At 49.8% G+C, this 23036-nt stretch carries 17 protein-coding genes and 2 pseudogenes; 10 read left to right on the top strand and 9 right to left on the bottom strand.

Going from position 1 to position 23036, the window contains the following annotated elements; translation table 11 throughout:
* Window positions 1–266 precede the first annotated feature (266 nt).
* Window positions 267–1562: an NCS2 family permease gene (locus JNE38_RS07070; RefSeq protein ID WP_203355895.1), complete on the bottom strand. Its 1296-nt coding sequence runs from the start codon at window positions 1560–1562 to the stop codon at window positions 267–269.
* Window positions 1563–1711: 149 nt separating this feature from the next.
* On the opposite strand from JNE38_RS07070, the gene JNE38_RS07065 reads away from it, so the two are divergent.
* Window positions 1712–2581 carry a LysR family transcriptional regulator gene (locus tag JNE38_RS07065; RefSeq protein WP_203355894.1) on the top strand — a complete coding sequence of 290 codons (870 nt, stop codon included), beginning with the start codon at window positions 1712–1714 and terminating at the stop codon, window positions 2579–2581.
* Here the strand turns inward: JNE38_RS07065 and JNE38_RS07060 are convergent.
* The 6 genes and pseudogenes from JNE38_RS07060 to JNE38_RS07035 form a co-directional block, all read right to left on the bottom strand.
* Window positions 2562–2801 (bottom strand): suppressor of fused domain protein, encoded by a 240-nt coding sequence (locus tag JNE38_RS07060; RefSeq protein WP_238933582.1) that lies wholly within the window; start codon window positions 2799–2801, stop codon window positions 2562–2564. The genes JNE38_RS07065 and JNE38_RS07060 overlap by 20 nt on opposite strands.
* 79 nt (window positions 2802–2880) lie before the next feature.
* On the bottom strand, window positions 2881–3300 hold the full coding sequence (locus tag JNE38_RS07055) for a RidA family protein (protein ID WP_203355893.1): 420 nt from the start codon (window positions 3298–3300) through the stop codon (window positions 2881–2883).
* Window positions 3301–3497: 197 nt separating this feature from the next.
* A complete protein-coding gene (locus JNE38_RS07050; RefSeq protein WP_203355892.1) occupies window positions 3498–4532 on the bottom strand; it encodes a threonine aldolase family protein in 1035 nt (344 codons plus the stop codon).
* Window positions 4519–4978, bottom strand: a pseudogene (locus JNE38_RS07045) (MarR family winged helix-turn-helix transcriptional regulator). The gene JNE38_RS07050 and the pseudogene JNE38_RS07045 overlap by 14 nt, the downstream one beginning before the upstream one ends.
* Window positions 4979–5116: 138 nt before the next feature.
* A complete protein-coding gene (locus JNE38_RS07040; protein WP_203355891.1) occupies window positions 5117–6517 on the bottom strand; it encodes an amidohydrolase in 1401 nt (466 codons plus the stop codon).
* A 55-nt stretch (window positions 6518–6572) separates the two neighbouring features.
* Window positions 6573–7805 carry an MFS transporter gene (locus tag JNE38_RS07035; RefSeq protein ID WP_203355890.1) on the bottom strand — a complete coding sequence of 411 codons (1233 nt, stop codon included), beginning with the start codon at window positions 7803–7805 and terminating at the stop codon, window positions 6573–6575.
* A gap of 173 nt (window positions 7806–7978) precedes the next feature.
* Between JNE38_RS07035 and JNE38_RS07030 the strand changes: the two genes are divergently transcribed.
* From JNE38_RS07030 to JNE38_RS30555, 5 genes are all read left to right on the top strand, one after another.
* Window positions 7979–10072, top strand: a complete 2094-nt coding sequence (locus JNE38_RS07030; protein ID WP_203355889.1) for a helix-turn-helix domain-containing protein — start codon at window positions 7979–7981, stop codon at window positions 10070–10072.
* Between the two features lie 44 nt (window positions 10073–10116).
* Window positions 10117–11019: an aminoglycoside phosphotransferase family protein gene (locus JNE38_RS07025; protein WP_238933581.1), complete on the top strand. Its 903-nt coding sequence runs from the start codon at window positions 10117–10119 to the stop codon at window positions 11017–11019.
* 767 nt (window positions 11020–11786) lie between these two features.
* Entirely contained in the window at window positions 11787–12395 is a 609-nt protein-coding gene (locus JNE38_RS07020) for a TetR/AcrR family transcriptional regulator (protein ID WP_203355887.1), read from the top strand.
* A gap of 16 nt (window positions 12396–12411) precedes the next feature.
* The gene (locus JNE38_RS07015) at window positions 12412–12765 is read left to right on the top strand and encodes a DoxX family protein (protein WP_203355886.1); all 354 of its coding nucleotides are present in this window, start codon (window positions 12412–12414) and stop codon (window positions 12763–12765) included.
* A gap of 32 nt (window positions 12766–12797) precedes the next feature.
* Complete coding sequence (locus JNE38_RS30555) at window positions 12798–13268, top strand: isochorismatase (protein ID WP_238933580.1); 471 nt, start codon at window positions 12798–12800, stop codon at window positions 13266–13268.
* 189 nt (window positions 13269–13457) lie between these two features.
* Here the strand turns inward: JNE38_RS30555 and JNE38_RS07005 are convergent, their stop codons facing one another.
* Window positions 13458–14612, bottom strand: coding sequence for a glycosyltransferase family 4 protein (locus JNE38_RS07005; protein ID WP_203355885.1), 1155 nt, complete (start codon window positions 14610–14612; stop codon window positions 13458–13460).
* Between the two features lie 2026 nt (window positions 14613–16638).
* A pseudogene (locus JNE38_RS31125) lies at window positions 16639–17799 on the bottom strand (CotS family spore coat protein); the annotation flags it as partial.
* A 231-nt stretch (window positions 17800–18030) separates the two neighbouring features.
* Between JNE38_RS31125 and JNE38_RS06995 the strand changes: the two are divergent.
* From JNE38_RS06995 to JNE38_RS06980, 4 genes are all read left to right on the top strand, one after another.
* Window positions 18031–18897 (top strand): DUF1002 domain-containing protein, encoded by an 867-nt coding sequence (locus tag JNE38_RS06995; RefSeq protein WP_238933579.1) that lies wholly within the window; start codon window positions 18031–18033, stop codon window positions 18895–18897.
* A gap of 154 nt (window positions 18898–19051) precedes the next feature.
* Window positions 19052–20872 carry a sigma-54-dependent Fis family transcriptional regulator gene (locus tag JNE38_RS06990; protein WP_203355883.1) on the top strand — a complete coding sequence of 607 codons (1821 nt, stop codon included), beginning with the start codon at window positions 19052–19054 and terminating at the stop codon, window positions 20870–20872.
* A gap of 136 nt (window positions 20873–21008) precedes the next feature.
* On the top strand, window positions 21009–22085 hold the full coding sequence (locus JNE38_RS06985) for an ABC transporter ATP-binding protein (protein ID WP_203355882.1): 1077 nt from the start codon (window positions 21009–21011) through the stop codon (window positions 22083–22085).
* A gap of 110 nt (window positions 22086–22195) precedes the next feature.
* On the top strand, window positions 22196–22996 hold the full coding sequence (locus JNE38_RS06980) for an ABC transporter permease (protein ID WP_238933703.1): 801 nt from the start codon (window positions 22196–22198) through the stop codon (window positions 22994–22996).
* Window positions 22997–23036: the final 40 nt, after the last annotated feature.

Here is a 23036-nt window from a genome sequence, read left to right as displayed (position 1 = left end):
AGACTCCTCTCATGGGACATAATCTAAAGCGGGTGATTGCAAGAGCTCATCTACCGCTTTCTCGACAGGGACTGAACCACTACGGCTATGACGATGGCAATTAAAAACAGGATCGCAATAAACAGCATTCCTGGAACTCCAACGGTAGACATCTGGATCCCTCCTGCTTTCCGATTCAAAATCATCCATATTCTTCCACCTGTTCATTTTATCATGAAATACAAAATACCCCAACCACAATGGTCAGGGTATTTTTTCATCCACACTTACGCAGCAATCACTGGCAGGACCAGATTCAATAAAAACAATCCGGCAATCACATACAAAAGCGCAGGCACTTCTCTTCTTTTGCCCAGCACCAGCTTGAGCAGCGGGTAGGCGACAAAGCCAAACGCGATACCGTCCACGATGCTGTAGGCTAACGGGATAATCGCGATGATCAGAAAGGCCGGGAAGCCCTCTGAGAAGTCTTTCAGATTGATGTTCTGCACGTTTTGCAGCATCAGCGCGCCGATAATGATCAGCACCGGAGCGATTGCCCCATCCGGAATCATTTTGACGAAAGGAATCAGACCCAACGAGCCAAGCAGCAGTGTTCCGGTCACGAGGGAAGTCAGCCCGGTTTTCCCTCCTGCAGCAATTCCCGCTGCACTCTCCACTGTCGAAACCGTCGGGCTGGTACCCAGCATGCCGGACAGAGCGGCAGACAGTGCATTGGCTTGCAGCGAGCGACGGAATTTCTGCGGTTGTCCCGCCATTGCCGTATGCCCGTGAATCAAGCCGATGTTTTCAAAGACAATGACCATGGCGAGTGAAAAAGTCGCCATCCAGAAAGGCAGCGTCCAGATTCCTCCAAACGAGAACCCGGCAAACACATGCCCGTACTCTGCAAATGAAAATCCGCCGCCGCTGCCAGGCGTGACGATCCCGAGCAAAAAGCCTAGCCCCGTACCTGCAGCGATCCCGATGAGGAAGTTGCCTGGAACATTGCGGACAAACAAGATCAGGGTAATGATCAATGTCGCCAGCGTGACGATGACGTGCGGACTGGACAGCTCACCCAAAGCCACAAATGTGGATGGATTCGTGACGATCAGTCCGCCTTTTTGCAAGCCGATAAACGTAAGGAAAAGCCCAATCCCCACGGTGATGGCTTCTTTCAGCGAAGTCGGAATGGCATTGGACAGGATGGTCGCAGCCCGAGTAAAGGCGATCACCGCAAAGATGAGCCCTGAAACAAAAACCGCAGCCAGTGCCTCCTGCCAAGAAAGCCCCATCGTGTGGCACAGCGTATACGTAAAGAGCGCGTTGATCCCCATCCCCGGAACGAGGATGATCGGAGCATTCGCCCAGAAAGCCATCAGCAGTGCTCCGACGAAAGCCGTCAGCACCGTCGCGAGGATGCCTGCCTCCATCGGAATGCCCGCGTCCTGCAAGATTGAAGCGTTTACGGCAACAATGTAGACAATGGTGACAAAGCTGATAAAGCCAGCCAAAAGTTCCCGTCTGATCGTCGTGTCGCAAGCGCGCAGGTGAAAAATTTTATCTATCCACGTACGCACAATGTTTCCCTTCTTTCTGTTTTGTGTTTTCCATGTGAAGTCATGAGAATTATGCTATCATAGCAGCATCAATATGAAAAATATCCAGAAAATCTATCTTTCATATCGAAATCATATGCAAATGACAACCATAGAAAGGAGGGCCATTCGTGGATATCCGCCAGCTACGTTACTTTATCGCCATCGCAGAAGAAGGGCAAATCACGGGAGCGGCCAAGCGCTTGAAAATGGCGCAGCCCCCGCTGAGCCAGCAGCTGAAGCAGATGGAGGATGAGCTCGGGGTCACTCTGATGGAGCGATCCGGAAAGCGCATGGAGCTCACCGAGGCCGGACTCACCTTGTATCGGCAAGCACTCAACATCGTGCATCAAATGGATGAGGCCCTCTCGGAAGTAAAAGAAACAGGCGAAGGAATTCGGGGGAGCCTGTCCATCGGCGTCAGCGCATTATCCGCTTACTTCCTGCCCGAGCAAATTCGCCTGTTTCAACAACAATATCCCTTGATCACCTATAAAGTCTGGAAGGGCGACACCCAGCTCCTCAGCCAATGGCTGGAGCGCCGAACCATCGAGGTCGCGATCGTGCGCTTGCCGCATTCCCTGACGAATTGCTCCACCATCCCGCTGGAGGAGGAGTCGTTCGTGCTGATAGTACCTGCCGGCTCTCCACATTCTGGTCTGCGGGAAATTCACATGCGTGACATCGCCGAGATTCCGCTCATCATTCCCAGCATCCCTGGCCTCGGCATTTACGACCTGATCGTCAAGGAATTTTCCACACTGGGGGTCGAGCCGAACGTCATCTGCGAGTGCCCCGACATCTCCCTGATCGTCAGCATGGTCGGTGCCAAGGTCGGGGCTTCGATCGTTCCCCGCTCAGCATGGGAAACCCATCGGAGCGAGCAAATCCATGGAATTGAGATCGCGGGTACGGCCATCTCCTCTTCCGCCGCTGTCGTCTGGCAAACCGGCCGCCACCTGTCCAAGGCTGCAAAGCGCTTCATTGAGATGTTTTCGTAAGCATCGAGCCATGCACCGTGTCGATTCCCTCTGCCTCGGTATCATGTACGACGAGCAGAGCAGTATTGGCTGAGTCTACGCCGATATGGATAGAAGTGCCATTGCCTGACACGAATTGGATCGGCTCAAAAAACCGCTTCCGGGTGAATGTATAGCGGGCAAGATTAGACAGCATATCGATCGCCCACAGACACTCCTCATTGGTGTAGTGCTCCGTCATCCCGTTGGTCAGGAGATGCTTGTAGCCATGCGGGGATTATTTGGCCCTCCTCCTCCAATTTTAATCGGATGCGCATCCTTCATCGCGATGTTCTGGCGGGGGCTACAGCGGCGACCGCCTCAATCTCCACCAATTGGTCTGGATAGCCTAATACGGTAACCCCGGTCAGAGTGCTTGGGACATCATGCTCGCCAAATTGCGTCCGAATGACTCTCCATGCGCTCACCAAGTCATCCCGATTCTGGGAAGCTACGAGCACTCTTGTGTATGCGACGTCTTTCAATGTGGCTCCGCTTGCCTTCAATGCCTCTTTCAAATTCTCTACGCAAAGCTCTGCCTGAAGGGCATAATCACCGGGGTAAGGCACTTGTCTGTCTTGATTCAGCGGGCATGCTCCAGCCAAAAAGATCATGTCCATACCAGCTGGCACCAAGCTCGCGTAAGCATAATCTACGGAAGCCATATTCGTTGCGTGAATCAATGAAATGTGTCTGTTCATTTTCATTCCCCATTCATTTCTAATCGTTTCGAAAATGCCTCACCAAGGATGATAACGTGATTTTACCACACTCAAATCCTATATTTTGGGATTTCCTCCAATATTCGTTCTGATGTCCTGATTCAAGTGCATGAAAAAAAGCCCCACCTGCATCATTGGGGCTTTTGCTCCGTTTGCTCTATTCCAGAGGCGCTTTTCTACAACGCCCGTATATCCTCGATCAGTGTTTCCACATTTTCTTTTTTCGTGGCCCAGCTGGTGCAAAACCGCACGACATTGTGTCCTTCCGCCGCTTTTTCCCAGAAAGAAAACGAGTATTTTTTGCCCAGCTCCTTGCATACTTCGTCAGGCAAAATCGGGAACTGCTGATTGGTCGTAGAATCGTAACGGAAGGAAAATCCCTTTTCGGCGAATGCCGCTCGGATCATCATCGCCAAATCAACAGCATGGCGGGAAATGTCAAAGTACAGCCCGTCTTCGAACAAGGTTTCAAACTGAATGCCCAAGAGTCTTCCTTTGGCCAGCATTCCGCCCTTTTGCTTGATCATATACCGGAAATCTTTTTTCAGGGCATCGTTCATAATGACGACGGCTTCCCCAAACAGCGCCCCCACTTTCGTTCCCCCGATATAGAAAGCATCGCAGAGCCTTGCCACATCAGCCAAGGTCAGATCGTTTTCCTCGGAGACCAAGCCGTAACCGAGTCGGGCGCCATCCAAAAACAACGGCAAGCCACATTCCCTGCAAACCTTGCTTAACGCTTCCAATTCGGCTCTCGTATAGGTCGTTCCATTTTCCGTAGGATGGGAAATGTACACCATTCCTGGCTGCACCATGTGCTCATGCGTGACGTCATTCCAGTGGGCATCGTACAGCTCTTTTACTTGCTCCGCCTGAATTTTTCCGTCTTCACTCGGCAATGTCAGGACTTTATGGCCGACAGCTTCAATCGCTCCCGTCTCGTGTACCGCGATATGACCCGAGATAGCAGCTACGACGCCTTGGTGTGGGCGCAAAACGGAAGCGATCACCGTCGTGTTCGTCTGCGTTCCTCCCACTAGAAAGTGGACATCCGCATTCTCCGCGTCACAAGCTTTTCGAATGTAAGCTCTTGCCTTTTCACAATGCTCGTCCGTCCCGTATCCGGGTGTCTGCTCCTCATTGGTTTCCCACAGACGCTCCAGAATCCGTTTATGTGCGCCCTCTGTATAATCATTTTCAAATCGAATCATCCTGCATTCTCTCCAGTCTGCTTAAGCTTCTTTTGAATAAACACCATCGATTCATGTATTTCCTTGATTTCCTTTTGGGACAGACCTTGCAGCAGCCGTACGATTTGTTGATCTGATCGTTCATTCAGCTGCGAAAACAGCGCTGCTCCCTTCGGTGTCAGGCGAATCAGGCTCGTCCGGTTATCCAGCGCCGAGCTTTCCTTCACGAGCAGACCATCTTTGTGAAGCTTGGAAATGATCCTGCTCATGTAGCTCCGATCCATTTCCAATCGTTCAACCAGCTGATTGGCGATACACGGCTCCATGAAGCCGATCTCCAGGACAACCCGCGCTTCTGTCAAAGAATATCCGGTTTCCAATACATGCTTGTCCAACACACCCAATAGGTTCGTGTAAAAGCGATTAAACTGCCGTATATCTGCGATGATATTCTCATCCAGATCCATGGTTTTCCTCCTTTTTAGTGGACACTGTCAACAATAAATCTAGTTTATTTAGTGGACGGTGTCAACATTATCGATCGTTCATTTGCCCGTACAATACGAAAAGACTGCTGGCAGGAAACCAGCAGCCTTTCTACAAGATTATGACCGTTTCAGAGGAGCAGGCTTCGTCCCGACTGGTATCAGCGACTGATATGCCTCCCCGTCCAACTGCTCCTGATGCTCTGCCTTCGCTTTTTCAATCCATTCCGGATTTTTCATGACTTCCAACGCTGAGGCAGCCATCACCTTCCCTGCCAGCAGCATCCCTTTGTGAGCGATGGACGATTTCCCCTGGCTCACTAATTGCCAGCTATGAAACGGAGTTCCAAACGCACATGTCGTGGCGTAAATTTGTCCTGTAGGAACGACCCAGCTGACATCTCCTACATCCGTTGAGGCCGGTATGAACCCTGGTTCTTCGGAAAAGGCATTCACTGCGGTCGATAAGACTTTTCCGTTTTGCTTCTTGACCACTCTTCTTTCTTCTTCAGAAAAGGTATCCTGAATCGACTTTGCAAACGCCACTTCCTCTTCCGTATACGATTCTCCACCTATTTTCTCGAAATTTTTGTGCATGATGGCACCCAGCGTAATATTCGGAATCAGGTCAGCAGACGCGGCGTCGAATTGCATCTCCAGTTTTGTCTGCGTCATCAGCGCTGCTCCCCGGGCGATGTCGCAGACCCGTTCGAGCAGTTCGCTTACCTGTTGGGATCGCGGGGCACGAATCTTGTACAGCACTTCCGCCTCTGCCTGAACGACGTTGGGTGACAATCCTCCCGCATTCGTGATCGCATAGTGCAGCCGAGCCTCTGGAATCATGTGTTCCCTGAGGAAATTGGCTCCCACATTCATCAACTCGACAGCATCGAGCGCGCTGCGACCCATATGAGGACTAAAAGAGGCATGGCTGCTCACTCCGGTGAATTTGAAATACATCTGGCAGGTAGCGAGCATTCGGTTGTTGTAGGCGAGATTTTCATCCCATGGATGCCACGTAAAAGCAATGTCTACATCATCGAACAACCCAGCCCGTACCATGTGAGCCTTTCCTCCCCCACCTTCCTCGGCAGGGCAGCCGTAATACCGTACCGTTCCCTTCAAACCGGTCTGCTCCATGTAATGTCGAACAGCCGCGGCAGCTGCGAGCGAGCCCGAGCCAAGCAAATTGTGCCCACACCCATGTCCATTGCCACCGTTGACGATGGGATCCTTCACAGCCAGGCCTGCCTTTTGGCTGAGCCCAGACAAGGCGTCGTATTCGCCCAAGAAGGCAATGACAGGCTTTCCTTCCCCATACCTCCCCACCATGGCCGTTGCAATCCCGCCGGCATTTCGTTCTACGTGAAAGCCTTCTGCTTCCAGCGCGCTGCTCAAAATCTCGGCAGAGCGCACTTCTTCATACTTGGTTTCGCTATATTCCCATATGCGATCACTGATATCGATAAACTTCTGTCCCTTTTGCTCGATCCATTCGGATACAAATTGGTGATCATTCATGCTTGCTTCTCTCCTTTTCGTTTCGTGAACGTTGAATTTTCCTATGAAGCATCCCCTACTCGAGGGCGGAGACGGAATTCGACTCCGCATTTCCGGATCGGATCGTCATCCCGACCACCATGACCACGAGGGCGGACGCGACCAGGAACATGAAAGCGGCGTTGTAATTTTGATGAAAGGCGGTGATCAGGTAGCCGACAATGGTCGGCGTAAGAACGGAGCCAATCTGTCCCCCTGTGTTGATAATCCCGGTGGCTGTGCCGACCGACTCCTCCGCTATTTTTTTCAAGGGTAAAACGAAGACAGTGATGTTCATGGCATTCAGAAACACGTTAGACAATGACAAGTAAGCAAAAGCGACCGCAATCGACTCCGTATTGAACATCAGGTAGATAAACAGCGCCGAGAAAAAAGCTCCGCCAATGAACATATACTTTTCATAGCCTGCGAGAAACTTGTCCAACACCCAGCCGCTGGCAAGGAATGAGACAAATCCCAGAATGTAAGGCACGGATGAATACAGCCCCATCGATACCATATCCATGTGTTTGACCTTTACCCAGTACGACGGCAGCCAGCTCTGAAGCCCCCAAAACACGATATTGGTAAACATCGCTGCCAGCATGAGCTTCCAAATCAAAGGATTCTTCAACAGCTTATTGATAGCCGCTTTATCAATCGACTTGTGCTCTGCTTTTTGAATGCCAGCCTTTTTGTCTTCAGGCTTGAGCAAAAACCAGAGCACGACAGCGAGGCCGACTCCGATCACTCCCAAAATAATAAACATCAAACGCCAGTCGAACATGGTGATCAGCAGCGTCACAACAATGGAGCCAAACATAAATCCAACCGAAGCCCCTGCCGATACGACCGACTTGGCACGCGCTCTCACTTCCTTTTGAAAATTGTCGACAATGGCCACCTGCGTGCTTGCGGGAAAGGCGCCTTCCCCAACTCCCACCAAAAAGCGCGAGCCAACCAAAGAGAAATAGGAGCGAGCCGTACCTGTCAGAACCGTTGCGGCAGACCAAAGAAAAACCGCACCGCTCAAGACCTTCTTGATCCCGAATCTGTCAGCCAAATACCCTCCCACCAGCTGCATGATCGCGTAGCTGAGAAAGAAACTGCTGAGTACCAGCCCTACCTGGTCCGAAGGCAGGTTTAATTCTTTTGAGATCGGAATAATGGCAAAATTGATTGCCGTCTTATCGATGAAATTCAAAATCTGAGCCAAGAACAGCAGCAAAAGGATGACGTACTTTTTCTGACCGATTCCACCAAGCCTCATCTACTTCACATCCCATCTTTGATCGTTTGACAAACGATGAATGCATTCAGAATATTCACCATTCGTTTTACACCATTCAAATCATAAATTAATATAGAAATAACACTATGTGGTTTCGTAACAAAAACTCCGGTTCATCTTGTAGGTTTTTACACATGAAAGGAATGGAACGTATGCAAAACCTGATCCCGATTCAAGCCTTTCTATCTGAAAAACTCCCCGACACTCCGTACCAGATTTGGATCGGTCATCCTGATTCCTTGGAGCTGTCTTTCTCCAGCGAACAAAAGAAAAAAGAGCGTCCTCTTCCGCCCGGACACTCTCCTCATATACCGTATTCGTTTTTGCAGGAATCCGATAAGGCCTTCTTTTCGGTCGAGCTGGACAAGGATTATGGCATCACCATTTGCTTTTCTACTGGTGACGCGTCTTCGCTGCCAGCCAAAGATTGGGAGCAGCTTTCCCTGATTTGCAGAGGCCTCTACTACGAGGAAATTCACAAGCCGCTCAAGAATGATTTGGAGAAAATGATAGACAGTCTGCAAATGCTCACCGCTACCCTCGATGTAAATGATCTGCTTAGCAAGATCATCCAGATCGCTCTCACCGTTATTCCCGCAGGAGATGCAGGTGTGTTTCGTCAGTTCGACGCAAAAAGCCAGCAATTGACGCCGCTTACGGTTGTCGGACTTCCCGATGGATATTTACAGTACAAAACACGATTAGGCGAAAATGTTTCAGGCAAAGTCTTCATCGACAAGATTCCGCGTTTGCATAACTCAACGGAGGAAATCTTATCCGAACAAACCAATCTCTCAGATGAAAACGTCGAATTCGTAAAAAAAGGCCCTTATGCAAAAGGCATGATCATCGTGCCTGTATGGCTAGGCGAAGAATGCATAGGAACGCTGGCCATTCTCCAATTCATCAAAAAGAGAGGCTTCACGGAAAGAGACCTGAAGCTGCTGCAAGGGTTCTCCTCTCAGGTTGCGATTGCGTTTCATAATGCGAAGCTTTACAAGGAAGCCCACATGCATCTCGAAGAATCCAGACAGTTAAGTAAAGAATTGAACAGAAAGAATCAATTATTTCAAAAAAGAATCAGCGTTCACGAAACGTTGACCCAGCTTTCGCTTACAAACAAAGGAATTCACAAGATGATCTCCGAGATCAATCGCATGCTGGGCCGCCATGTGGTCTATGTGGATTTTCTCGATACCGAGAACTTCCCCGGCAGGCGTCCCTCTCCGTCCCTTTCGTTTGATAGGATTGCCGCTTATTTTCCCGTCACGCAAAAATCGGCCGTTACTGCCACGATTTCCAGCCAGGAATACTATCTTTATCCGATCTTCATTGGGAAGGTACTGCTCGGATGTATGATTGTCACCCTTTCTCACCCGTTGAATCAAATGGATGTTGTCACGATTGAGCAAAGCGGGTCTGTCCTTGCTTTGGAAATGGTCAAAAACATCTCGATGACAGAGCTCTATCATAAAAAGGCGCATACCTTTTTCACCCAGCTTCTAGAAAAGCAGGATTACGAAGCGTTGCTTTCCAAGGGACTCCCCTTTAATTTTAAAGTGAACACCTATACATTCGTGGCATTATGCGAGATTCCCGGCTCTTTTGAACCTTACGAGGTAGAGGCAAGGGTCCAGCGGCTGCTAGCCAAAGTCAATCAACGACTATCTTCTATCAACAAGCTGACGTTTGGATTTCATAACAAAATCACTCTATTGTTTTCCGTAAACGATGCAGCGGAAGTGAAGCTCATCCTCTCTCAGCTGGAGGCAATCGTCCGCGAATGGCTGAATACCGACAAGCATTTGCTGTACGGTGGAATCGGGACTCCCTATCCGAATGCAGAGGAGATTGCAAAAAGCTATGAGGAGGCCCAAAAGACCCTCTCCTTTTTGATCAATCGAAACCAGTCGGGTCTCATGCGCTTCGAAGAGATTGGGATTAACCGTTTTTTTCTGAATCAGTCCTCGCAGGACATTGAAAGGTTTACGGAAGAAGTATTTCTTCCCCTGCGTTCTGACCATGCTCCAAACAGCGATCTGGAGACAACGCTTATGCTGTATGTCACGAGTAATCAGTCGGCTATGGAAACGGCCAAGAAGCTTCATATCCATATCAATACACTCTATCAACGCCTGAAACGCATCGAAGAACGGCTTGGCCTTCGCTTGGATCACCACGAGGATATGCTGAAAATACAGTTAGCTTGCCATCTAAAGAATCAGCTAGCTTCCCACAAGCGATGAGCCAGGCACTTCCGCAATGAAAACCGGAGAGGATGGGATACAAAATGACGCAAGCAAATGAGTTCAAGATCGATGAAGCGCTCGTGAGACGATTGATCGCCGAGCAATTTCCACAATGGGGTCACCTTCCCTTGAAGTCAGTCGAATCGGCCGGGACCGACAACGCCATCTATCGGCTGGGAGAGGATATGGCCGTACGCTTACCCCGCGTCGAGTGGGCCATCGGACAGGTGGAAAAGGAGCAGCGATGGCTGCCGGGACTTGTCCCGCTTTTGCCGCTTTCCGTCCCTTCCCCGCTCGCGATGGGAATGCCTGCCGACGGTTACCCTTGGCACTGGTCTGTCTATCGATGGCTCGAGGGTGAGAACGCCACCACAGCTGCCATCGACGATCTTAGCCAGGCTGCGACCGCACTTGCCCAATTCTTAGCTGTCCTGCAGCGGATTGATCCTGCTGACGGCCCGCCTCCAGGACCACACAATTCCCATCGGGGCGTACCACTAGCCATGCGAGACACAGCTGTTCGCGAAGCACTCGTGACCCTGCGCGACACGATTGATACCCATGCGGCAAAGCTAGCTTGGGAAGCAGCCCTCGATGCGCCAAAGTGGCATCGGTCAGGCGTGTGGCTCCACGGAGATCTGCATCCAGGGAACCTGCTGGTCACGCAAGGCCGTCTCAGCGCGGTCATTGACTTCGGCACGCTCGGCGTAGGTGATCCCGCTTGCGACTTGATGGTCGCGTGGACACTCCTCTCCCCCGAGGGCCGGGATGTATTTCGCGTGGCGCTGTCACCCGACGAGGCGACCTGGGTGCGAGGCAGCGGATGGGCACTTTCCTTTGGACTCATCGCATTTGCCTACTATCAAAGCACCAACCCGGTGCTGGCCCAAATATCCCGACGCGCCATCGATCAAGTCCTCGCCGATTTCAATCGCGGCAAATGACGAAGGAAAAAGGGCTGTTCCCAGCGTCAGTTCCTTGACACAGGATCAGCCCCATCATTCGTAGATGACCTATACCGGCGTATGCGTAAATCCGCTTGTCGACCTTGGAGCGTTTGCAGGATGTAAGCGCCCATCTGATTGTCAAGGATGATTTGGGCAATGTGTATGAGGGAGAGGACAATGGGGGGTTTCTTTTGATGAGAACGGAAAAGAGAACAAAGAAACGCCTGTGGGCACCAGGGAACACAAAAAAGAGACCATGCCGGAGATTACGATAGATATAAAGCAGGAAAAGAATATCTGCCAACAAGACAGCCGGCTTGACTCACCTGAGTCAGCCGGCCTTTCTCGATGGAATGGTTAACCCTTTTGGTAGCTCAATTCGTCTGTTTCACATCGAATTGTCACAAGGTCATTATCGGGCAGGTTTACATGAAGCTCTCGGAATATAGATAGATATAGTTGGCGCAAATGCGGATTTTAACGTTACGCAGAAGTAGACTTAAAAATAGCTGGTATACCCTTAGCGTGGTGAAACCGGCTTTTTTTGAATTGCCTGGGGTGTTGGGGGATGCGTGAAATTAAGGAAGATGCTGATGGTTATGACCTATTAAATAAAATCAAAAAAGTAAATAATCTTCTGATTAATCATATTGACAACGGAGTACCAACTATGAGACATTACCAAAAACATTACTTTTAAGTAACGTTATTTTTAAGTAACGTCAAATACTGTTTTCTTGAGTATTTCAGGAGATGATATGGACATGACACTAGTAAAAGGGTTGAAAGGTAAGGAAAGCCGAATGCGTTTGCTTACCATTGCGGCGGATGAATTCGCAAACCGAGGGTTTCATGAGACAAAAGTTAGTACTATTGTTACACGGGCTGGATTGACTCAACCTGCTTTCTATCTCTACTTTTCTAACAAGGAAGCCATCTTTGACGAGTTAGTAAACGAGTTTCGTACCCGCCTGCGAAAGTTAGTACAAACGAGTCGCTTCACCCCCACTGTAGAGGCACACGATGTTCCAAAGCAGTTGTTGATGACACTGGAGACGATTTTCCGTTTTCTAGCTGCAACTCCAAATATAACTCGTATCGGGCTTTTTCTAGCCCCAAATTCGGATCAAATCAAGGAAGAGCTAACCTCTCTGCTTATAGATAATTTGCGAGCAGAACAACAAATGGGCCATTTTCGTTCGGAATTGGCGATGGAAACTGTAGCGGAGTGCATAGTTGGAATTGTGGAACGTCTAACACTTTCCCTTTTGTTACCTGGGATTAAGGGGCCAGAAAGTCTAGCGTTACAAGTAGTCAATCTTTTGTTGTATGGGATGCTTGCAAACGGAGATACCACTATACAAGATAGTTAAAAGGAGTGGGGGTTAAATGATAACTACTGTCATACAGGTAATTCTAGCTGTTTTTATTTTAACAGGCGGTGTTATAAAACTCTTGCGCATACCATTCCAGGTTGAGCATTGGCAGCACTACCAATATCCATTATGGTTTATGTCTGTAATTGGATTTCTTGAACTCATTGGAGGTATAGCAATGATTTTGGGTGCCTCGAATAGATATTTGGCTGCTGGGGCAGGGGTACTGTTTGTAATTCTCATGTTAGGCGCTATTCACGCCCATATTTTTCGGGCAAACCAATCTGTTGTAACGATCATTCCTGCATTGGTTTGCTTCATTTTATCTATTATCGTGATTCTACGGAATCTAAAGGGGTTCTTCTAATTCTAAAAAAGACGTATTACGAGGTGATATTCATGATTAAAATTGAAGAAAGTTATAAACAGAGACCCATTCGATTTCTTGAACTTTGGGATCATTCAGATTGGACGTTAAAAATATATGGAATAACCTATCAAGGTGAGTTTCCTAGATCAAACATAATTGAAAGAGCGAAATTACTTGCTTGTGAGTGTCTTCCCAAACCTGCAATAACTGAAAATCGTTATGGTGTTGGCTTTATAGGGGTTCATGATGGGCGCGGTGCAAGCTTTATATTTATTGATTGGTGGTCTGACGAAAATGAATTGCATCATCAAGTTTACGTTGCACCTCATGATAATCCGGAAGAGTTTACGTACGTAACACCTACAGGGTTAATTGCTTGTGTTTGGGATCTTCGCGTACTGTGCTTTGAGAGGGAAGCATGGATTCAAACAGTATTAGCTAATCCTAATGGGCCTAATGTACAAGAGTATTTAAACTTGCAGCTTAATGAAGACACATAATAATTTCCATTGCTTGTCAAGGAACATTTCCTTTCCTCCTGATTGAAAAAAATCGATAGAATATTTTCGACATGTGAGGGGGAGGAATCCTTTCATTCTCGCCCTGCTTGTCCTTTTTCGCTTCATAAAAAAGATTGTCTTGCTGTAGTCAGCCAGACAACCCCATTAACCATTCGACTCCTTGCTGATTTACTCTTGAACGTTAATCCCGTTCCAGACCTCTAATACTTCACTGGCGACCCGATTCCAGGTGAAACGATTTTCGGCCAACGTCCGTCCCGCACTTCCCATTTTCCTTTGCAGATCCCGGCTCGTGAGCAGTTTGCCCAGCTGGTCAGCAAAGGCACGTGGATTCTCCGGTTCTTCCACCAGAAAACCGTTTCCTCCAATGATGACCTCCGCATTGCCTCCCCGCTTGGTCGTCACAAATGGCAGTCCTGCCGCCATCGCTTCGTAATGGACCCTTGCCAAAGGCTCCTCCCATTGGGAAGGACACACGAATATATCCCCCGTCCAAAACCATTGGTGAATCTGTTCGGCATTGACATATCCTGTGGTGATGACCGGGATGGGGGACCGATCAGCAAGCGCCTTCACATAGGCGACATAGTCACTGATTTTATCGACACCGTACCAGGCACCGCCCACGAGGACGAGCGCAATATTGGAATGCTGGGCATGCAGTTCATTCATCGCCCTCACCAAGATGTCTGCCCCTTTTTTCGGAGTCAGTCTCCCTACAAACAAGATCACCTGTCTGTTTCCTAGATTGTGCATGGCCCTTAGCTCTTGCCTGATCTGGCGCGCTGATTGGGAGTTTTCCCATGGCACGAACGTTTGCAAATCGACTCCCGAATAAATGGTGCGGAGCTTGCCGGCAGATTCAGGATAGAGCGACTGAATGACTCGCCCTACGTAATCGCTGATGGTGATGATCCGATCCGTCATCGCGACCGTTTTGGCTGCATCTTGCGGATCGATCTTCGCAAGATCGAACATATCATTGTGCATGCTGAGGACGATTCTTGCATTCGGGCAGACTTCCTTTATGAGTGGCACCAATTTCGGCCTGTTAAACACGTGGATGAGATCGTAGGATTGGGTGCGTAAAAACTGGACGACTTGCTCTGCATACGTCTCAAAAACACCCTGCCCCTCAACCCTCACATACCGTACGTTGCGCACTCTCTCATCTGTCGCAAGGGAAGGGTCGGTCGTTCCTAGTACAGTCAGGTCATGATGTTGACCCAAAACATCGACGATTCCCGCTATATAGGTCTGGATGGCGCCGCCGCGGACGGGAGGGACGGGCAATTTTTCCGTACAGATCATGACTACCTTCATCCGAATTCTCCTTTCCTCGTACGGCTCATCGCACGCCTCTCGACTTTACCCCTTTTTTCGCACTCGGCTTATTCGCTGCCTGCTTGTTCATTTTCTTACTGGGTGCAGCGACCTTGGTGTACCTATGCTTAATGTTTGACGAAGCCGTTTTTCTCGTTTGGTTCCCGACAACTGCTGTTCGTTTCGTTCCATTCGCAGCAGCTTTTTTAGCAGATGATTTGTTCCCCTGTGATGCCCGATTCGCTCTTCGTTGCTGCAAAGAGGTGACTTTAGAAGAAGTGAGCTTCCTTTTCTTTTGTGCCTGCTGTCTGACTCGTGCGAGAGTCGTCGTTTTTTTACTGGCGGAAGAGGAACGTACACTCGCTGTTTTCTTTCGTACCGCCTTCCTATTCGCAGAGGTTCGTCTGGCAAGATACGGGGCAATATCTATGACAATTTGGGAAGGGGTTCTGCGAGTTCCTGTCAAGCTATTTTCCATAGCGTGGGTTGCCTCTTGGTTGGTTCGTCCAGTAGTTGTTCTGCCCTTCTCATTGGACTTGGGATCTTTTGAAACGGATTTAGCTTTGCGTGATGCAGATTTGTCATTTGTTGACCTATCTTCTTTAGCTAGCCTAGTTTCTTTAGCTAGCCTCGCTTCTTGTGAAGGCTTTTTGTTTTCAGCTTTTTCCGCATTTGATTCTTTGCCAGATGATTTTGCTTCTATCTTCTCTTTCCTTGTCTTTTTATCGGATGCCCCAGAATCGGCCTTGGACTTCCTTGCATCTACAATTGAAGTACGCTCATCTGCCACTGATTGAGTCTGTTTCTTTTTGACTCTGACCTTCTCCGTGCTTTTTTCTTTCGATACGGACGATTCCCTCGAAACGGGCTTCGCCTCTTTTGAACGACGGTTGGATTCAACTTTTACCTCTTTGTCTTCTTTTCCAGATGATTTTGCTTCTATTTTCTCTTTCCTGGTTTTAGTATCGGAAGCCCTAGAATCGACCTTGGACTTGCTTGCATCTACAACCGGAGTACGCTCATCTGCCGCTGACTGCGTCTTCTTCTTTTGGACTCTTACCTTCTCCGTTCTCTTTTCTTTCGATACGGACGATTCCTTCGAAACTGGCTTCGCCTCTTTTGGAGAGGATTCGAATTCCGCTTTTCCCGTATTGGCTTCTTTTCCGGATGATTTTGCTACTGTTTTCTCTGTCCTCGCTTTTTTATCGGATGCCCCAGAATCGACCTTGGACTTGCTCGCATCTACAACCGGAGTACGCTCATCTGCCGCTGACTGTGTCTGCTTCTTTTGGACTCTTACCTTCTCCGTGCTCTTTTCTTTCGATACGGCCGATTCCCTCGAAACTGGCTTCGCCTCTTTTGAAGGGGACTTGAATTCCACTTTTACCGTATTGGCTTCTTTTTCTGAGGATTTTGCTACTGTTTTCTCTGTCCTTGCTTTTGTATCGGATGCACCGGCATCGACCTTGGACTTGCTTGCATCTACAACCGGAGTACGCTCATCTGCTGCTGACTGTGTTTGCTTCTTTTTGACTCTGACCTTCTCCGTGCTCTTTTTCGATACAGACGCTTTCTCTGTAACTGGCTTCGCCTCTTTTGGAGGAGATTCGAATTCCACTTTTACCGCTTTGGCTTCTTCTGATGCACCAGAATCAAAAAGGGACATGCTTTCCTCTGCATATACGACTGAGGTACTTTCCTCTGCATATACGACCGGGGCACTCTCCTCTGCATATACGACCGGAGCACTCTCCTCTGCATATACGACCGGAGCACTCTCCTCTGCATATACGACCGGGGTACTCTCCTCTGCATATGCGACCGGGGTACTCTCCTCTGCATATGCGACCGGGGCACTCTCCTCTGCATATACGACCGGGGCACTCTCCTCTGCGGCTGGCTGCGGAAGTATTTCGACCCCGACCATCTCGGTGATCTGCTCTTCTTCCGATACAGGCAATCCCTCGGATGCTGCTGTTTTTTGCGGTTGCAGGACCCAGCTTGTTTCCTCCCACTTGCTGCTCTCGGAAGGAACTCGCTGCGCTTCCACTGCTGCGGCCAGCTGCTCGTAATTGCTGGCCTTGTATTTCCCCATGTCGGCAGCCAGCTCTGCCAGGGCTTGCGCTTTTGATTGGTCAGTCGCGACCACTCGCTGCAGAATGGCCTCTGCTTCCGTATTCAAGAAGACAGGGGGGTCGAAAAACATTTCTTTCAAGTGCTTGTAAAATTCATTCGGGACTGCCATATCGATCAGGAGGACCTCGTAGGACTCGGCATCGAGAGGATTCGCTTGGTGATAGGCATCGATCATGCCGCGCATCCATGTCAAATCCCAGACTCCCATATCGTCCATCGTGCTCGTGATCAATTTGCGCAGATCCCGAAACGGCAGGTCGTACGAGACGCCGTCCAAATCGATTACCCACAGCCCGCCGGGACCATTCTGCCCGTTTGACCATCCGTAATCCTGGTGGACAAGTCCCCAGTGAGGTTCACCCATCCCGACCATTCTGGGGTACGCAGAAGCCTGTAAGCGATTCAATGCCTCCACTGCCTGCTGTTGGTACTGATTGACGACGGAGAGGATGGAAGGACTAGCGACCGTATCGGGGTACGCCTTGGCTATCTCTCTCATCCAACCGATTTTCTTAGCAATCTTTTGATAATAGTGGGGCCATCGGTACAATCGAGAAGAGTTTTTCGCCCCAGACGGAGGCACGTACCCCTTGGTGTGCCGGTGGAATTCACCGAGTCCGTAGCACAACTCTTGTGCGCCTATCAAATCCACCTTCGTGGCAGGCGTAAGATCGATCCAGTCCGTAACGATCCAAAGCTTACCGCCCATTTCTACGAAAAGCTTGCCGTCTATTGCCGGAATCAAAGCCGGCACCCGCGCCCCCTGCCGAACCACGTACTCTTGCAATCCCACGCTGAACAAGCTGCGCTCTGGATTGCGATGCAGGAGTTTGAGACTCCGAGGCCCTTTATTTGTCTCGATCCGCCAGATGGCTCCACCTTTATCTGGCTTGGAAGTAATCAGTGTACGAGAAGTAACGGTCATGTCGTATTGCTTGATGACCTGCTCCGCTATCGCATCTACTTCTGGCGGCACCGTCAAATCCCAATCCAGTGGAGCCGGTTCAGAGCCCGTACGAGTATCCCACGGTGTAATCAGATACTGTTCCATTCCATTCCCCCCGCGGTACCATTGGAAATTTTTACGTATTCTTAATAAACTATTCGGTCTATTTTAAACAGGAAACGGACAAATATCGTTGGGGATAAGCCAATTCATGGGGTTGCCATTTTCCATGATTTTCCGAGAGACAACAACTGAAAGTTTGGTATCATGACACAATAGGTTTTTCAACAAACGAAAAATGGACTGTAGCTATATTTCGTAAAGGAGGTATTTTGCTTGAAAAAATATACTGCATCATTTTTTGTCGCGATGGCGGTATTTTTCTCCCCTCTGACTGCCTTTGCCGATAGTGCCCCGGGAGACGTAATCGTCACACTAGGAAACGATTTGACCAAAGAGCAGCAAACAGCCTTGCTTGCTGAGATGGGGGAATCCGAAAAGTCCACTGTTGTAAAGGTAACGAATCAAGAAGAGCATCAGTATTTAGCTCGATACATTTCAAAGGCACAAATCGGAACCAGAGCGCTGTCATCTTCAAAAATTACCGTCGGCGAAGAAGGTTCTGGCCTAAAAGTGAAGACACATAACATTAACTGGGTGACAAATGAGATGTATGTGAATGCCCTCACGACGGCGGGTGTGAAAAATGCGGATGTGTACGTAACCGCTCCTTTCCCTGTTTCGGGAACAGCGGGATTGACAGGAATCATTAAGGCGTATGAGGCATCCAGCGGCGTTTCCATCCCTGAAGCCCAAAAACAAGTCGCGAATGAGGAAATGGTGAAAACCGGCCAATTAGCGGATAGTCACGGCAAGGAAGACGCTGCTAAACTCATCAGCGCCATCAAAGAAGAGTTTGCCAAGCAGCAACCAAAAACAGATGAAGAAATCAACGTTTTGATTCATGAAGTGTCAAATCAAGTAAACATCAACCTGACCGAATCGGAAGTAAACGGATTGGTTGAATTGTTCAAACGCATGAGAGATGCGAATATCGATTGGGTCGCTTTGGGTGACGGCCTGAATCAGGCCAAAGCTCAAGTTGATGAGTTTATGAACAGAGAAGAGACCAAGAGCTTCGTATCTTCCCTATCTGAGTTTTTAAAAATGGTAATTCAAACGATTGCCGACGTGTTTCGATAAATACAGCAGAACCAGCCCTCATTCAGGCTGGTTCTGTTTTTTTATCAGGATGCTACTATTCTACATTTTAATGAATATTCTCAAAATTGGGAGGACTTGCCTTCCTTCCAACCGAATTGCTACAGGTAATCACATGCTTGGGAGGGAGATCAGCATGAGCCTTTTGCAGCAATTTCAGGAGATCACCCAAAAAGTGGCCGAAGCGATATCGGCCGCATTGCAAATCGAAACGGAAATCGTGGACGATCAGATGACGATTATTGCCGGCACTGGGTATTACGAGAAGCGGATCAACAGCAAGGAAGAAGGCGGACAAATTGACGCGGGGTACTTGTACGGCAGAGTGATCACCACCAATCAGCCCTATTTCATCGAGGATGCCCGAAACGATCCCAAGTACGACCCCTCTGTCCTTCAAGGGGTCACAGAAGAGCTGGCAGAACTATGTACTCCCATCCATTACAAAGGAAAGGTCATCGGCGTCATCGGACTGATCGCCTTTACCGAATCTCAGAGACGCATGCTGATCCACAACCGCCTTCCATACCTCACGTTCCTGCAGAGGATGACGGAGCTTTTGACCAGCAAAATTGCCGAACAAGAGGCGTGGAACGAGTGGAAAAAGACATTTCAGCAATTGGAGACCCTCATCGAATCCATTCACGAGGGGATTCTCGCCATTGATGAGCAAGGCATCATCACTACGTGTAATGCAACGGCCGAGCAGCTGGTCCAAAAGGCAAAGCACGAGCTGATCGGCTCGCCGCTGCAATCGATATGGAACGGCTCCCCCATGCAACAAGTGCTCGAAAGCGGCATGGGCTACATCGAGCAGGAAGAAATTTACCGTTTGGACAATCACGAGATGCATTTCATCGTCACTGCCCGCCCGATTCACGTCAATAATCGCGTCGTAGGAGTGGTCGCTTCTTTCCGCAGGATGGTCGACATGCGCCGATTGGCTTACGTGCTGACCAACGAGCACAAAAACCTGTATTTTTCCGAAATTCATGGCAAAAGCCGCTCACTTGCGCTAGTGATCAAACAGGCTGAACAAGTCGCCCGCGGCACCTCCAACATCCTGATAACCGGAGAGAGCGGGACCGGAAAAGGAATGCTGGCAGCCGCCATCCACTCCGCCAGCTCCCGAAGCAACGGACCGTTCATCATCGTAAACTGCGGAGCCATCCCAGAGTCCTTGCTGGAGAGCGAATTGTTCGGATATGTGGCGGGTGCTTTTACCGGAGCGAAACGGGAAGGCAAGGCGGGAAAGTTCGAGTTGGCAGACGGCGGCACCATTTTCCTGGACGAGATTGGTGATTTGCCTTTGCATCTCCAGGTGAAGCTGCTGCATGTCCTCCAAACCAAGCAGGTCGAGCGCGTCGGATCCAATAAGCTGCTGCCTGTCAATATTCGTGTCATTTCCGCTACCAACAAAAACCTGGAGGAAATGGTCCGAAACAAAGAGTTCAGGGAGGATTTGTACTTCCGGATGAACGTGATCCCCTTGCATATGCCGCCGCTTCGAGAACGTTCGGAAGACATCCTGCTGCTGATGGACTACTTTCTGGCAAAATACCGTCAACTTCTGAACCACCCGATCCTTGATTTTACCCCTGAAGTAAAGGTGATGTTCTGCCAGTACCAATGGCCAGGGAACGTACGAGAGCTGGAAAATGCCATCGAATACGCGGTCAATATGGAAACCACTCCCTACATCGGGCTGGAGAGCATCCCTGTACGCATCCGGCAGCACCATAGCGTCAGCGCCATTGCCATTCCCGGTGAAAGCGACCTCCCCCTGAAAGAACGACTGCGCCGACACGAGCGGCAAATCCTGTCCGCCATGCTTCAGCAGCACGGGCAATCGCTGGAAGCAAAACGCATGGTGGCTGACAAGCTGGAGATTGGGCTCGCTACTTTGTATCGTAAATTGGAGGGGCACCAACTTCTCAATGATGAGAAAATTTTCTAATTTTCAAGAAGCAATCAACGCCCTCCCTCTTACCTGGTTGCTTATTTGCGTATCGTTCGTCTGCGATCCTCCACTACATGCCTTGGCATTGTTCTTGCTAGTCTGAATTTTTAGATATGTATAAGGGAGGGTTCCCATGTTAGGTCCCATGGTTAAACTACAACATCTCGTCAAACAATTTGGTCCCCAAACAGTTGTCCATGATCTTTCCCTCGACATCCAGAAAGGAGAATTCCTCACATTACTCGGACCCAGCGGATGCGGGAAAACAACCACGCTGCGAATGATCGCGGGCTTTGAGCATCCAAACTCCGGCCAAATCATGTTGGACGGCGAGTACGTCCATGATTTGGCCCCCTATGGGCGCGACGTCAATACGGTGTTTCAGAGCTACGCGCTGTTTCCCCACTTGAACGCCTATGAAAATGTCGCGTTCGGACTGCGTGTGAAAAAGGTCCCCAAAAGCCAAATTGATGCGCGTGTCAGAAAAGCGCTGAGTCTGGTCCAGCTCGAGGATTACGCCAACCGCAAGCCCGATCAGCTCAGCGGTGGTCAACGACAACGGATTGCCATCGCCCGCGCGCTGATCAACAACCCAAAGGTGCTTTTGCTTGACGAGCCGCTGGGAGCTCTGGATCAGAAGCTGCGCAAACAGATGCAGGTCGAGCTGAAGCACCTGCAAAAGCAATTGGGAATTACATTTGTATTCGTCACGCACGATCAGGAAGAGGCACTTACCATGTCTGACCGGATTGCTGTCATGAATCAGGGTGTACTGGAGCAGGTGGATACTCCCGCAGCGATTTATGAGCGGCCAGCTACCCGGTTCGTGGCTGAATTCATCGGGGAGACCAACCTGTTGACCGGTACGGTGAGCGCCCGGGATCACCAGCACATGCTGATTGAGTGTGAAGGCTTTCAGATCGCGGCCACGGCACTCCCTATTCCCAACAATGAGAAAGTGACAGTGGCCATCCGACCGGAAAAATCCATGCTTTCTCTGGAGCCCTCCGCCGATGAGCGGGTGGTCCAAATCTGTGGCCGGCTGACGGAGAGGATTTACTGCGGCGGATCAACCAGGACGGTGGTCACTCTTGCAAACGGCAAGCAATTCGTGGCTCTGGAGAAGACCGATCAGCTCCTGCCTGCAGGTGCGGGCGATGAGCTCTATGTCCATTGGAAATCGGAACACGGGGTGGTGGTAACCCAATGAAGCCTCCGGTGATCGGCTCCACCGCCTCCACCCATCCAGCCGCAGCGCCGAAAACGAACCGTCCCAAAGACTACGGCAGGATCTGGACAATCGGGCCTGTCCTTATTTGGATGGTCGCACTTTTCCTTTTGCCCCTGGTTCTGGTGCTGGCTGTCAGCTTTTTCTCACGCAGTTCGTTTGGGGGAATCAACCTCCCGTTGACACTCGAGAACTACATCCGCTTCTTTGACCCGCTTTACTTCAAGATCCTCTGGGTCTCCTGCGTCCTGGCTTTTTTCACAACGGCCAGCTGCCTCGTGTTCGGCTATCCGTTTGCCTACATCATCGCCCGATCCCCGGCGAAATACCGGAACATCCTGATGCTATTGATCATCATCCCTTTTTGGACCAATTCATTGATCCGTACATACGCCTGGATCGTGCTGTTGCGAACCGAAGGGGTCATCAACACCCTGCTCTTGAAGATGGGGCTGATCGACCAGCCGCTCTCTCTTCTGTACAACGAAACAGCCGTGCTGATCGGCCTCGTATACACGATGCTGCCGTTTATGGTGCTACCGCTGTACGCTTCCATTGAAAAGCTGGATCGCTCCCTGCTGGAGGCAGCGAGGGATTTGGGAGCCAAGCCCTGGCAGACATTCTGCAGGGTTACTCTTCCCCTGACAGCTCCAGGCATTTTGGCAGGGTCCCTGCTTGTTTTCATTCCGTCATTGGGTCTTTTTTTCATCCCCGACCTGATGGGAGGCAGCAAAACCGTTTTGATCGGGAACCTGATCAAGAACCAGTTCCTCACCGCGCGGGATTGGCCCTTCGGCGCAGCGAGCTCGATCATCCTGATGGTGCTGACGCTGCTGTTCATTCTAGGCTACATCCTGGTGACCAAAGACAAACAAGGGAAGGAGCTGTTGTAGTGTGCGCCTTTCTTTTGGCAACAAGCTTTCGATCCTGTAT

It is taken from the genome of Brevibacillus choshinensis, from assembly GCF_016811915.1.
GTDB lineage: Bacteria > Bacillota > Bacilli > Brevibacillales > Brevibacillaceae > Brevibacillus > Brevibacillus choshinensis_A.
This window is presented reverse-complemented; position numbering and strand designations above follow the sequence as displayed.